13 protein-coding genes are annotated in these 12708 nt (G+C 45.0%); 3 read left to right on the plus strand and 10 right to left on the minus strand.

The window, feature by feature from the left end:
* Positions 1 to 55: 55 nt before the first annotated feature.
* Together Q3W13_RS08220 and Q3W13_RS08225 are read left to right on the plus strand one after the other, a co-directional pair.
* Positions 56 to 289 (plus strand): hypothetical protein, encoded by a 234-nt coding sequence (locus Q3W13_RS08220; protein WP_302862808.1) that lies wholly within the window; start codon positions 56 to 58, stop codon positions 287 to 289.
* A gap of 1 nt (position 290) precedes the next feature.
* On the plus strand, positions 291 to 875 hold the full coding sequence (locus Q3W13_RS08225) for a glycosyl hydrolase 108 family protein (RefSeq protein WP_302862810.1): 585 nt from the start codon (positions 291 to 293) through the stop codon (positions 873 to 875).
* Positions 876 to 1217: 342 nt separating this feature from the next.
* On the opposite strand, the gene Q3W13_RS08230 is transcribed toward Q3W13_RS08225, so the two are convergent.
* The 7 genes from Q3W13_RS08230 to Q3W13_RS08260 all read right to left on the minus strand — a co-directional run bounded on the left by Q3W13_RS08230 (position 1218) and on the right by Q3W13_RS08260 (position 6472).
* Complete coding sequence (locus Q3W13_RS08230) at positions 1218 to 1922, minus strand: peptidoglycan DD-metalloendopeptidase family protein (protein WP_302862812.1); 705 nt, start codon at positions 1920 to 1922, stop codon at positions 1218 to 1220.
* A gap of 2 nt (positions 1923 to 1924) precedes the next feature.
* On the minus strand, positions 1925 to 2290 hold the full coding sequence (gene rbfA / locus Q3W13_RS08235) for a 30S ribosome-binding factor RbfA (RefSeq protein ID WP_302862813.1): 366 nt from the start codon (positions 2288 to 2290) through the stop codon (positions 1925 to 1927).
* An 85-nt stretch (positions 2291 to 2375) separates the two neighbouring features.
* Positions 2376 to 2735 (minus strand): hypothetical protein, encoded by a 360-nt coding sequence (locus Q3W13_RS08240; RefSeq protein WP_302862815.1) that lies wholly within the window; start codon positions 2733 to 2735, stop codon positions 2376 to 2378.
* Positions 2736 to 2751: 16 nt separating this feature from the next.
* Entirely contained in the window at positions 2752 to 3978 is a 1227-nt protein-coding gene (locus Q3W13_RS08245; protein WP_302862816.1) for an FtsX-like permease family protein, read from the minus strand.
* Positions 3979 to 4135: 157 nt separating this feature from the next.
* Positions 4136 to 4774 (minus strand): MBL fold metallo-hydrolase, encoded by a 639-nt coding sequence (locus Q3W13_RS08250; protein WP_302862818.1) that lies wholly within the window; start codon positions 4772 to 4774, stop codon positions 4136 to 4138.
* A 66-nt stretch (positions 4775 to 4840) separates the two neighbouring features.
* Entirely contained in the window at positions 4841 to 5365 is a 525-nt protein-coding gene (locus Q3W13_RS08255; protein ID WP_302862820.1) for a Uma2 family endonuclease, read from the minus strand.
* Between the two features lie 171 nt (positions 5366 to 5536).
* Positions 5537 to 6472, minus strand: a complete 936-nt coding sequence (locus tag Q3W13_RS08260; RefSeq protein ID WP_302862822.1) for a hydrogen peroxide-inducible genes activator — start codon at positions 6470 to 6472, stop codon at positions 5537 to 5539.
* A 186-nt stretch (positions 6473 to 6658) separates the two neighbouring features.
* Between Q3W13_RS08260 and Q3W13_RS08265 the strand changes: the two genes are divergently transcribed.
* The gene (locus Q3W13_RS08265; RefSeq protein ID WP_302862823.1) at positions 6659 to 8158 is read left to right on the plus strand and encodes a catalase; all 1500 of its coding nucleotides are present in this window, start codon (positions 6659 to 6661) and stop codon (positions 8156 to 8158) included.
* A 122-nt stretch (positions 8159 to 8280) separates the two neighbouring features.
* On the opposite strand, the gene glmS is transcribed toward Q3W13_RS08265, so the two are convergent.
* The 3 genes from glmS to Q3W13_RS08280 form a co-directional block, all read right to left on the minus strand.
* Positions 8281 to 10116, minus strand: a complete 1836-nt coding sequence (glmS, locus tag Q3W13_RS08270) for a glutamine--fructose-6-phosphate transaminase (isomerizing) (protein ID WP_302862824.1) — start codon at positions 10114 to 10116, stop codon at positions 8281 to 8283.
* 254 nt (positions 10117 to 10370) lie between these two features.
* The gene (locus tag Q3W13_RS08275) at positions 10371 to 11765 is read right to left on the minus strand and encodes a DUF4270 family protein (RefSeq protein WP_302862826.1); all 1395 of its coding nucleotides are present in this window, start codon (positions 11763 to 11765) and stop codon (positions 10371 to 10373) included.
* A 15-nt stretch (positions 11766 to 11780) separates the two neighbouring features.
* A complete protein-coding gene (locus Q3W13_RS08280) occupies positions 11781 to 12605 on the minus strand; it encodes a glycogen/starch synthase (protein ID WP_302862829.1) in 825 nt (274 codons plus the stop codon).
* Positions 12606 to 12708: the final 103 nt, after the last annotated feature.

Consider the following 12708-nt stretch of genomic DNA (forward strand, 5'->3'; position numbering starts at 1 on the left):
CAAAACGCAAAGCGGCCCTATATGCAGCGAGTGAAAACTTTTTAAAGCAAGTAAAATGAAACTATTAGATTTTATTCACAACACAAAAGCGCAGGCGGCCCTGGCTATTTTAATTGTAGTTGGCGGCGCTTTAATGGTCATTTTTGGCCATTTGAAAGAAGCCACTGAAACTAAGATATTAGATATAATATACTTGGTTCCGGCGTATTACTTTATATCCAGCAAGTCGAGCAATGACAAGGATAAAACGATTGCTAACCTTAGTCAGCCAACCCAATCAACCAATTAACATGGCAGACTTTCAAATCGCTTACAAAAGAACCGTCCTTGGCATCGAGGGCGGATATGACCCAGGCACCAATGAGGCCGAAACATACCGGGGCATAGACAGGAGCCAAAACCAGCATTGGCCGGGTTGGGCTGTAATTGATGCAGTAAAGGCCGGTAACCGCAGCTTAACGTTAGCGCAGTTAAACACTGTTTTAAACGGCAACAACCAGTTACAGGCAAACGTTCAGGCATTCTATAAAACAAATTATTGGGATGTGTTAAGCCCAGGAAGCTTGCTCGGTCTCGACCCAGTAATGAGCCAGGTAAAGGCAAACGCGCTATTTGACTGTTCGGTTAACCCTTGCATCATCGGCGTGGTAAAAGCCGCGCAGATCGCCTGCAATGTGGTTAAACCTAAAGCTTTGATAGTTGACGGCAAGTACGGCGCTAAAACGTTGGCCTGCATCAATTCAACTAATGATAAAGAGTTTGATTTAGCTTTCGCAGCAGTTAGGCAGGCTAATTACTACGAGCGTGTTCGCTTAACGCCACATGACGCAGATTGGCTGGCCAGCTGGTTGTACAGGAGCCAGCGACAGACATAACATCTAAAGCAAAAAGAAAGCCCTTTAAATAGATTTTTAAAGGGCTTTTAAAATTTCAACCGGCGATAAAAAAGGAACAAATCGTTTTATATTTTTGGTACAAATGGATTTTGCGATCTTAAATCAGCCTAAGCTAAATAAAATTGATGAAATAAAATGTATAGTTGACAATAAAAAACCGTCGTTTCCAGCCTTTATTGATGTGGTCGCCGACAAAACTCTAGTTTGTGATAATGATAAAGTTGCTAATCTGAGGGCTAGAAAGGACAATATGGGCATCCGGTACATGTTGGTGACAACACCAACAAGCGCGGGTAGTTGACAATAATAGCTAAAAAACAATTAGTCATTAACCGCTGCAGGGAACCTTAAAAGCAGCTGCGGATCCGGGATATTTTTTTGGTAAATAGCCTTTTCGGAAAATTTGCAAACGCCAGGATAATCGCCCCGCTTGCCTTGCATATCAAACATCAGTTGAAAATGCAGATGCGGCGGCCAATGACCATTTTCCTCCATATTTCCAAGCGTGGCAATTTGCTCGTTGTGATTGATGGGCTTGCCGATATACAACCCGTCAAGGCTTTTTAAACTTAAATGCCCGTACAGGCTGTATAGTGTTAACCCATCAAGGTTGTGTTCAAGAATAATAGCAGGGCCATAATCGCCAAAGTTATTGTTATTCTGAAAACTGTGAACTTTACCGGCCAGCGGCGAATAAACAGGTGTGCCGGCTGCGCTCCAGATATCCACGCCTAAATGCAGGCGGCGGGGCTCATCTTCCGTGTCAAAATGTTTGCTGCGGGCATAAATGGTTCGGTGCTCCATATAACCGCCTATACCGTACTTGCAATTATTATCGCTAAGTTTTTGGGTTATCCACCTGTCAAACTTCGTTGTATCCGAAAAAGTATCCGGATTGAGCTCCTTATTGGCAGCGGTAAAATCAAAATGGTACAGCTTATCAGCATAGGGGTTAAAATCAACTACCTTACCAATAATTTCAGGATGGGATTCAAGATAAATCGCCAACCGCGCAGCTGCATCCATAGCTATTCGGGTTGACGGTCTTCTTTACTTATCTTATCGAAGATCTTATCCATGCGCTCCACATATTCATTGGTGTCATCTACAAAAAATTCCAGCTGGGGGATAATCCTCACCTGGTCTTTTATGCGTGCACCCAATTTATAACGGATTTCGGAAGCATGCATCTTTACAGTTTGCAGGGCGGCCTGGGTGTTGGTATTATTAAAAAAGCTTAAAAATACGCGGGCGATAGCCAGGTCAGGTGTTACCCTTACCTTGGTTATGGTAACAAGGGTATTTGGCAAATAGTTCATCCCTTCGCGCTGAAATATAGCGGCGAGGTCCTGTTGTATTACTCCTGCAAATTTTTGCTGACGTTTTGATTCCATGTTTTTTGGCTGAAAAGTGTGGCCGGATGCCAATCACCTGTAAAATATATTATATCGCAAACCGCATTCAACTAATCTCTAATCCCTACCTGCACATATCCTGCGGAATCTCCTTTGTTATTTTTATCAATTTTTTCACCACCAGGGTGCTGTCGTATTCAGAGCCGAGGCCTTCCTTGTCTGAATGTATTTTCATGCCCTCTACTTCAACATAAACGGGCTCATAAGGTTTTTCGAAATTTAACTGCGAGTATTTTAATTCCAATTGTTTAGAGCTGTCGGTAACCCAGAATTCACGGCCATTGTCGCAGTCTTTAAATGATTTTACCTCGGGGCCAAAGCTGTATATGCCTTTAAAAACTACCGTATGGTCTTTATTCCCGGAGTTGTTACATGAGCAGGCAACCGTTATTACCAGCAATATCAAATATTTAATCCCCCTCAAAATGCTATCAATAAGTTTACAAATCCTGTTTTATGTCGTCGAGCCCCTTAATGCTCAAACGCGCGCTTATGCCAGACGCTATAACGGATATTATACCTACCGTTAAAAACACCAGTATAAAATCGCGAAACTTAAGGGCTACCGGATAAGCATCAATAATGGCCGTTTGCGCGCCCATCTTAACCAGCCCAAAACGTTGCTGCAATATACAAAATATCAACCCTAAAAAAATACCGGCTATACAGCCTATCACTGATATCATCATCCCCTCAAAAAAGAAAATCCCCTGTATCAATCTCCGGTTTGCTCCAAGGCTGGTTAAAATAGCTATGTCTTTGCGTTTGTCCATAACCAGCATGGTTAACGAACCGATGATATTAAATATTGCGATAATAAGCACAAATACCAGTATCATAAAAATAAACCAGCGTTCATAGTTAAGCGTTTTATACAGCTCTGTATTTTGCTGGCTGCGGTTTTTAACAATAAAATCCTTACCGGCTTTTTGCTGTACCTCGTCCTGCATGGCTGATATATCCACGCCCTTATTAAAGTTAAGTTCGAGCGAGGTAACATTTACCGGTTCGTTCAGCAAATCCCGGGCAAAATCAATCGGGGTTATCACCATGTCGTCAAACTCCTGTCCCAGGGTAAAAACCCCTGAAGGGGTTATGGCGCGCACATTAAATTCGTTTAAGGGATTAACCGCATTGCCGGCGTTGCGGTTGGGCGAATAAATTTCGATAGGTGTAAACTGATCCCGCACGCTTACGCCCAAACTATTTTGTACCGCAGACCCGATCACAGCAAAGTTGTTGCCGTCCTTTTTTAACGTAAAAGTTCCCGATTGGCAAATGCTGTCCATTCCGCCACGTTTCATAAACTGCGCACTTACGCCTTTAATTTCGCCGATGAAGGGCCGGTTGTCGTATTTTATCAATACTTTTTCCTGCAGTACTTCTATAAAGGAGAACACCTTCGGGTCTTTCCTTAACGCGTTAAAATAGGCCGTATTCGGGTTAAATGATTTGCCAAGCTTAGGCTCGATTTTCAGTTCCGCCGTAAAATTGCTGTACAGCGACAGGATCACTTCCTCAAAGCCGTTAAAAACCGACAGGATAATAATCAGCGCCGCACTGCCTATCAATACCCCCACCATAGAAATGCCTGAAATAATATTGATAGCGTGCATTTTTTTGCGCGAAAACAAATATCGTTTGGCTATGTAAATGGAAGTATTCAATTGGCAAATTAGCGATTTAGTGAATTAGTGATCAGGAAGACACTTACTCACGGCTTAAAGGTAACGGCTTTTTGATGAAGTTTGATATGAATAGGCGATTAGTGGTTAAACTCTTTACAACTTCTTTAACCAATGCAACATCTGCAACCTCTACAAATTAATTAAGAAACGGATTAGTCACCTTCTCATACCCAATAGTTGTATCCGGCCCATGACCGGGGTAAACCACGCAATCATCAGGCAATAAAAGTAATTTCTGTTCGATATTGTTTATCAGCTGGGTAAAATTGCCGCCAGGCAGGTCGCTGCGGCCAATGCTCCCGCGGAAGAGCACATCGCCCCCTATCAGCAGGTTGCCGGTTTTATCGTAAAAGCACAAATGCGCCGGCGAATGACCCGGGGCAAAAATTAAATGCAACGTGGTGTTACCGAATGTTACGGTACCGGTTTCCGGTAAGTATTCATCAGGCAGCGGCGATAATTCATAACGGATGCCCATCGACGGCGCGTAGGCGGCTACGGCTTCCAGCAAAGGCAGCTCACCTTCATGAAATTTGGGTTTCAGGCCATATTGGTCGAAGATGAATTTGTTGCCCAGCACATGGTCGATATGGCAATGGGTGTTAAGCAGCAACACCGGCTTTAAGTTATTTGCTTTGATGAAATTTACCACCGCATTTTGCTCGGCGCCGGTTTCCATGCCGGGATCAATGATGGCGCACTCGCCGGTTTCATCGTATAATATATAGGTGTTTTCCTGGTAAGGATTATTTTCGAAAGAATGAACTTGAGCCATAGGTAACGGATTCCGAATGTGCGGATATGCAAATGTGCGGATTTTTGGGCGAAGAGGGTGAACGATTTATATATCGAAGCTGGTAGCCAGTATGCCAGATGTTATTTTGCCGGGTCGTTCATAAACAATATCATATTTACCTGAAGCATTCAGCGCAAACATAACCACCATTTTACTGGAGGGGTCGATAACAAAATATTCCTTAACGCCGGCTTCCTCGTAAAGCGATTTCTTTTTTACCGTATCGTGGATGTGATTGCCTGAAAGGATTTCAAATATAATATCCGGCGCGCCATGAACGCCATCTTCATAGATTAGACTTCGGTTTTTCTCCATTATTACCATGATATCAGGTTGAACGACCGATTGGAGTTCCGTAAGATAAAGGTCAGTTGGAGCTTCCAGAATTATGCCTTTTTTCGTTTCTTCTAAATAAACAAAAAGCCTTGAGGATAGCTTTACCGATAAAAATTGGTGACTGGTATTAGGTGCAGGCGTCATGATAAGTTGATTATACAGCACCTCGCACCTGGTTCCTTCAGGCAAGCTCCGATAGATATCAATGGCCGTTGCAGGGATTGTGGTATGCATCACTGGTACTTTTATGCTAATTTACGCAAATTATAATGTTTCAGGATGAATTTTGTTTGATTTACTCCCCGCTGAATCTCTCCGGCCCGGCTGCAGAGACACTCGCCAATTTAGTAAGACATTCTTTTTGCCTTTTGGCTTTACTGACTTTTCGGTCTTTCCCGACTCCCCTCATATATCCATCACCTCTTTCTTTTTCTTGCTTTTCATCCGTTTAGGCAAAAAATCCAGTATTTCATTTTTTAGCGCCTCGATCATTCTTCGCTTCAAAAAATTGCGCTGGGTAACAATGCTTACTTCGCGGGCTGGCTCCGGCGACTTAAAGTAACGCACCTTATCCAATTGCTTGTCGGTAAGGTCGGCTAAGGCAAGCTCAGGCAGGATGGTAGCGCCGTCGTTTTGGTCTACCATGCGCTTCAGGGTTTCTACGCTGCCGGTGTTGTATTCAAAATGCTTAAATCCCTGGGTAGATTTACGCCGCTGGCAGATGTTCAGCACCTGCTCGCGCATGCAATGGCCTTCGTTCAATATCCATATCTCCTCCATGTCGATATCATCCGGAGCAATGTTTTTCTTTTTTGAAAGCTTGCTGTTTTTAGAAACATACGCCACAAAGTTTTCATAAAAAACAGGCAGTTCGGTAAGCGTACTTTCGCGCAGCGGAGTGGAAAGTATGCCGCAATCAATTACGCCGAGTTTAAGCTGCGAGACTATCTGCTCGGTTGTCAGCTCCCATACCACCAGCTTTACCTGTGGGTATTTTGCAATAAAGCCATGCAATATTTTCGGCAGGATATACGGAGCGATAGTAGGGATAATGCCAACCTTCAGCTCGCCGGATAGCTCTTTCTGCCTGTCAGTAATAATTTCTCTGATCTTCTCACTCTCAGACAACAATACACGTGCCTGCGCTATAATTTCGGTACCGATCTCGGTTGGCGTTACCGGCTGTTTGCTGCGGTCGAATATTTTAACGCCGAGGGTATCTTCCAGCTTTTGCACCTGCATGCTCAACGTAGGCTGGGTAACAAAACATTTATCGGCTGCGGCCACAAAGCTGCGGTAGGTGTCAACGGCTACTATATATTCAAGCTGGGTAATGGTCATCGGATGGATATGCTTATCTGAAGGAAACCTAAAATTAAATGCACCCGGTTTGCAGCTCCTTTCTGACTTCCGGTCTTTACTGGTTTTTTTCGAACTATAAATAGATTCCCTCTATCCAAATATAGTATTTATTGATTTTTTCTATTGAATTATTATCATGAAGTTTGAATATTAAATCGCACTGCCATGGAACTGAACAAAAAGAAACTAACCACAGCATCAGGCATTCCTTACGCCGAAAACGAAAACTCGATGACTGTTGGCCCGCGTGGCCCTATATTATTGCAAGACTTTATCCTGCACGAAAAAATGGCGCATTTTAACCGCGAACGTATACCAGAACGCGTAGTGCATGCCAAAGGCTCGGGCGCTTACGGAACGTTTACGGTGATGCGCGACATCCGCAAATATACCCGCGCGAAGCTTTTTGAAAGAGTGGGTAAGCAAACTAAAGTATTTGTGCGTTTTTCCACCGTAGGCGGCGAGAAGGGCTCGGCAGATACTGAACGCGACCCACGCGGCTTTGCCGTTAAATTTTACACCGAGGAAGGAAACTGGGACCTGGTAGGCAACAATACCCCGGTGTTTTTTGTGAAGGATCCTAAAAAATTCAGCGACTTTATTCACACCCAAAAACGCGACCCATACACCAATTGCAAAAGCGCAACCATGATGTGGGACTTCTGGTCGTTAAACCCCGAAAGCCTGCACCAGGTAATGATTGTGATGAGCGACCGCGGTACGCCTTACGGATACCGCCACATGCACGGATTCGGCAGCCATACCTTTTCGATGATAAACGACAAGAATGAGCGTGTTTGGGTGAAATTCCACTTTAAAACCAGGCAGGGTATTAAAAACTTTACCGACGCCGAAGCAGGTGAGATGCGCGGCAAGAACCCCGACTTTGCCCAGCACGACCTCCTCACCAATATCGATGCCGGCAACTTTCCAAGCTGGGACATGAAAATACAGGTGATGACCGGCGAGGAAGCGAAGACCTATCGCTGGAATCCGTTTGACCTTACTAAAGTATGGCCGCATAGCGACTTTCCGCTGATAGACGTTGGCATACTGGAATTGAACAAAAACCCGGACAACTATTTTGCGCATGTTGAGCAATCTGCTTTTGCCCCTGCACATGTGGTTGACGGCATTGGTTACTCCCCGGATAAGATGCTGCAGGGGCGGCTGCTTTCCTACCCTGATGCACACCGCCACCGTTTAGGCGGCAATTATGAGCAGATCCCGGTTAACCGTTGTCCCTTCGCCGTAAATAATTATGAGCGGGATGGCTTTATGCGTGTGGATGGCAACGGCGGTTCAGCCCCTAACTATTTCCCGAACAGTTTTGACGATATCGCCGCCGATGCTGCTTACAAAGAACCGGCATGGGACTTAGGTACAGGCGTGGCCGACTGGTACGACCGCAATGCCGAAGGCGAAAATGACCATTACACGCAACCCGGCAACCTATACCGCCTGATGGACGACCAGGCCAAACGTGACCTGATCGACAATATTGTTAATTCCATGAGCGGTATTGAAGGGCCTAAAAAAGACCTCATCATCAACCGGCAGCTTTGTCACTGGTTCAGGGCTGATATTGGCCTCGGTATGGCTATTGCCAAAGGCCTGCAGCTGGATATGGATGCCGCCATGAGCTCGATGGCAGCGCACATGTGAGATTAGTTTATAGCCAATAGACCATGGACCATAGTAAAAGCCGGACCCAGCAATGAATCCGGCTTAATTCTTCACTATGGACTATGGTCTATGGACTATGGACTATCGTCTATGGACCTATTCTACTCCACCGTTACCGATTTTGCCAGGTTACGTGGCTGATCGACGTTGCAGCCGCGCATTACGGCTATATGGTAGGCAAGCAGCTGTAAAGGTATGGTTGCCAGCAGGGGCACAAACGCCTCGCCGGTTTGCGGTATTTCAATTACGTAATCCGCCATGCTCCTCACTTCGGTATCGCCTTCGGTTACAATGGCAATTACATGGCCTTTGCGGGCTTTTACTTCCTGTATATTGCTCACTACTTTTCCGTACGACGAATCTTTGGTTGCGATGAATACCACCGGCATATCGTTATCGATCAACGCGATAGGGCCGTGCTTCATTTCTGCTGCGGGATAGCCTTCGGCGTGTATGTATGATATTTCCTTCAGCTTCAAAGCCCCCTCCAATGCAACCGGGAACGAGCTGCCACGGCCTAAGAACAGGCAGTTGGCCGAATCTTTAAACTCAAAGGCGATTTCTTTGATATGATCGTTCAGCTTTAAACACTGCTCAACCAGTTCAGGTATTTCGTCAAGCTCGGTTAAGTATTCCACCAGCTTGCTTTCGGTGATCTTGCCCCTTTGCTGTGCGATGTAGAATGCCATCAGCGTAAGCACGGTAACCTGTGCAGTAAATGCTTTGGTTGATGCCACGCCAATTTCCGGTCCTGCGTGGGTATAAACACCGGCATGCGTAGTGCGCGGTATGGAAGCGCCTACCACGTTGCAGATACCGAAAATAGTAGCGCCTTTTTCTTTGGCTAATTCTATAGCGGCCATGGTATCGGCGGTCTCGCCTGATTGCGAAATGGCAATTACCAGGTCCTTCTCTGTAATGATCGGGTTGCGGTAACGGAATTCAGAAGCGTACTCAACTTCTACAGGTACGCGGGCATACTCTTCAATCAGGTATTCGCCTACCAGGCCGGCATGCCATGAGGTACCGCAGGCAACTATAATTATCCTGTCGATATTTTTTAGCTTCTCGGTATATTCTTTTAATCCGCCTAACTGCACGATGCCTTTATCCGGGTAGATACGGCCACGCATACAATCGCGTATGGAACGGGGCTGCTCGTATATTTCCTTGATCATAAAGTGGTCGAAACCGCCTTTTTCAAGGGCGTCCAGCTTCAGGTCGAGCTCCTGGATATAGGGGGTTTGTACCGTATTGTCGATGTTCTTGATCAGCAGGTCTTCACGGCGCAGGTAAGCAATTTCGTTATCGTTCAGGTAAATTACGTTCTTGGTATACTCCACTATCGGCGTAGCGTCCGAAGCCACAAAGTATTCGCCTTTGCCCACGCCAATTACCATCGGGCTGCCTTTACGTGCTGCAATCAGCAGGTCGGGCTCATCAGCGCTCATAATAACAATAGCATAAGCGCCAACCACCCTGTTTAATGCCACGCGTACCGCTTCGCGCAAATCAAGGCCGGTCACTTCAATTATTTCCTCAATTAAGTGGATCAGCACTTCGGTATCCGTATCGCTGTTAAAGGTATGGCCTTTGCTCAGCAGGGTTTGCTTTATGGTACCGTAGTTTTCAATAATACCGTTGTGGATGATCGTCAGCTTGCTGTCGCCTGATGTATGGGGATGCGAGTTCCTGTCGCTAGGCGCGCCGTGTGTAGCCCAGCGGGTATGGCCCATACCAACAGTGCCGGTAACATCGCTTTCTCCTACAAAATCTTCCAGCTCGCTAACTTTGCCGGCTTTTTTATATATTTTTAAATCATGGTTCAACAGCGAAACACCTGCGCTGTCGTATCCCCGGTACTCCAGCCTGTGGAGCCCTTTTATTACGATGGGATATGCTTCCCTAAAACCAATATAACCTACAATTCCGCACATAAATAGATAGTTTAGTAAAATGTTTTCGGCGCAAAAATAAAAAGATTAACCGTTAATGGGTTAAATTTAAGCCGCCTTTATGATATTAAATTATTTTAAAAAGTTTATTAACTTATTGGTTTTTAGAGGCTAATGGTTAGTTATTACAGATTGGCATTAAATATTAAAGCCTGAAAAACATATCGTAATATATTTTCCAGGCTTGTTCTTTTCCGGTTGGTATTAAATAATCACTGATCAGCCAATCGCCAACGCTACTTGGCTATCTTGGTATAAATGATGTTTAACTTTATACGTGTGGCCGACGACTTATCGGTACCGGTGGCTACCGTACGCGCGGCAATTGACGGTGTCGGGGTAATCTCGACGCTTGTTTTGTTCAGGGTGTCAACCGGGGCAATGTACGTGCCGTAATCAACCGACTTTTTAAGCAGCAGATCTTGTATGTAAGCCGTAATTATAAAATGATAGCTGTTTGTTTTAGAGCTGTAAAATCCGCCGAAAACACCTGCACCCAGGGCCCTCGGATCGCTTACCGAACCATCCTGCACAAAAATGCGCTGTTTGGCAATATCCAGCTGGTACATGGTTAAACGCGGCAAAGCCCGGTACGGAATGGCAGAGCCGGGGCTTGGCGTAATTACCAGCTCGGCACGGTTCAGCACAATGTCGCTGTCTCTTTTCAACAGGTCGTTGCGTACGTTGGCCAGTACGTTAGGGAACCTAATCTTCGTCCGTAAGCCCGAAAGCCCCTGCAAATAGATCATGTTGCGCGAGGTAGTGGTATTGGCCAGCTCCTCGTTAATGGTTGTTGAGTAGGTATGCGTAATAGAGGCAGCAACCTTGGTTACCGGCAGTTTTATGGTAGTGGTATCGATAGATCCGTTATTGGCGATTTTGCAGAAAACAGCCAGTGTATCGGCATTTGAAAGCATGAAGATACCGCCTGCGCCAACTGTCTGTGCCTTATCAAGCGTTAAATACAAACCTTTAAATGCGCTTTGAAATAAGCTGTTTGATGCCAGTGTTGAGCTGCTTGCATTAAAAAAGTTCTGTATGATAAAGTTTTTGTCGACCGGTATCCGCAATTGTGCCGGAACTTTTATAAGCGAATCGGGCTTGCCTTTAATGATGTTGTTGATCTGTATCGAATCGTGCGTACGGGCTTTAAATGTAATTGAGCCCAGCAGGTTTGAATTTACCTGCCACTGCTTGCTCTGGTAGTAACCGCTGTTCTCGCTAAAAAGTTCCTTAAGCTGGTAAAGGTTTGCCTTGTAGGCCGATGTAATTGAATCGCCATAAAAACCATCCACAAACTTCATGATCAGCCTTGCCGAATCGATGCTGATGGTACCCGAAGGCAGCTTGTAGCCGCTGGTTGACGGCAGGGTTACGCTAAGCGCCAGGTTTGATTCTGTTTCGCCGAAAACCGGGTCGTGAAAGTAAGCCAGCGGCGCTTTGGTGATGCCCGAGGTAACCAGCGAGTCGTCTTTAACAGTATTTACAATTATGGTAGAGGTATCCACCAGCACGCCATTGATCTGGTTTGATGCATCAACGCCCAGCCCTATGGTATCCTGATTTTTACAACTGCTTAAAATAAAAAGACTTATTAACAGGGTCAATAAGTCTAAACGGAAAAATTTCATATATAATCGCAAAGCTTATACAACATGTGCCAATTCTTCACTGGCAATTTCGTCGTAAAAATTGTAATAATTTTCGAAATCCAGCGTCGATTCGAAATCTAAAACGGATTTATGGCTGTTTTTAACATTATTTAACACATCTTCGTCGATATCCTCATCGCCCAGAACAATAGCGTCGCTATATTGAATTGCGCCTGCGTACAGGGCCGAATTGTCGCCCGGCTTGTACACCTCGGTGTGGCTTTCGCTCATATCGCCCATCACGGCTTTTTGAGCAAAGTCGGCATCCATCTGTCCTTTAAAGTCGTTTTTGTAAATCGAGTAAACAACCTTTGAGTTTTTAAACGTAGGGTCGTCTTTGTAGGTGGTTTTTAAGTATGCAGGCACCAGTGCGCTCATCCAGCCGTGGCAATGGATCACATCAGGGGCCCAGCCTAATTTCTTAACAGTTTCAAGCGCGCCCTTGCAAAAGAAGATCATGCGCTCATCGTTATCGGCGTAAAACTTGCCGTCTTTGTCGGTAAATACATGCTTGCGCTGAAAATACTCCTCGTTATCTAAAAAGTAAACCTGCATGCGTGCGGCCGGAATCGAGGCTACTTTAATAATCAGCGGATTATCATTATCGTTTATGATAATATTCATCCCTGATAAACGTATCACTTCATGCAACCTGTTCCTGCGCTCGTTAATGTTGCCGAAACGGGGCATAAGGATACGGATTTCGTAACCTTTGTCCTGCATTGCCTGCGGAAGCTGGCGTGTAATTTCAGCAATTTTTGAGATTTCGAGGAACGGAGACATTTCGTGAGTTATAAACAAAAGCTTAGATTTACCCATCACTATATCAGTATTAAATTTATAAAGAAGAACAAAAAAATTGAGTTTGCAAATATAAGCATTATTATATAAAATGGCAACCGCTTATGCAAGTTAGTTTTGG

It is taken from the genome of Mucilaginibacter sp. L3T2-6, from assembly GCF_030519355.1.
In the GTDB taxonomy this organism is placed as follows: Bacteria; Bacteroidota; Bacteroidia; order Sphingobacteriales; family Sphingobacteriaceae; genus Mucilaginibacter.

Bases quoted from the DNA above. Each gene is read 5' to 3' on its own strand.
- Q3W13_RS08230 (WP_302862812.1), bottom strand. From the start codon at position 1,922: ATGGATGCAGCTGCGCGGTTGGCGATTTATCTTGAATCCCATCCTGAA.
- Q3W13_RS08255 (WP_302862820.1), bottom strand. From the start codon at position 5,365: ATGCATACCACAATCCCTGCAACGGCCATTGATATCTATCGGAGCTTG.
- Q3W13_RS08260 (WP_302862822.1), bottom strand. From the start codon at position 6,472: ATGACCATTACCCAGCTTGAATATATAGTAGCCGTTGACACCTACCGC.
- glmS (WP_302862824.1), bottom strand. From the start codon at position 10,116: ATGTGCGGAATTGTAGGTTATATTGGTTTTAGGGAAGCATATCCCATC.
- Q3W13_RS08250 (WP_302862818.1), bottom strand. From the start codon at position 4,774: ATGGCTCAAGTTCATTCTTTCGAAAATAATCCTTACCAGGAAAACACC.
- Q3W13_RS08280 (WP_302862829.1), bottom strand. From the start codon at position 12,605: ATGGGTAAATCTAAGCTTTTGTTTATAACTCACGAAATGTCTCCGTTC.
- Q3W13_RS08275 (WP_302862826.1), bottom strand. From the start codon at position 11,765: ATGAAATTTTTCCGTTTAGACTTATTGACCCTGTTAATAAGTCTTTTT.
- Q3W13_RS08225 (WP_302862810.1), top strand. From the start codon at position 291: ATGGCAGACTTTCAAATCGCTTACAAAAGAACCGTCCTTGGCATCGAG.
- Q3W13_RS08220 (WP_302862808.1), top strand. From the start codon at position 56: ATGAAACTATTAGATTTTATTCACAACACAAAAGCGCAGGCGGCCCTG.
- rbfA (WP_302862813.1), bottom strand. From the start codon at position 2,290: ATGGAATCAAAACGTCAGCAAAAATTTGCAGGAGTAATACAACAGGAC.
- Q3W13_RS08265 (WP_302862823.1), top strand. From the start codon at position 6,659: ATGGAACTGAACAAAAAGAAACTAACCACAGCATCAGGCATTCCTTAC.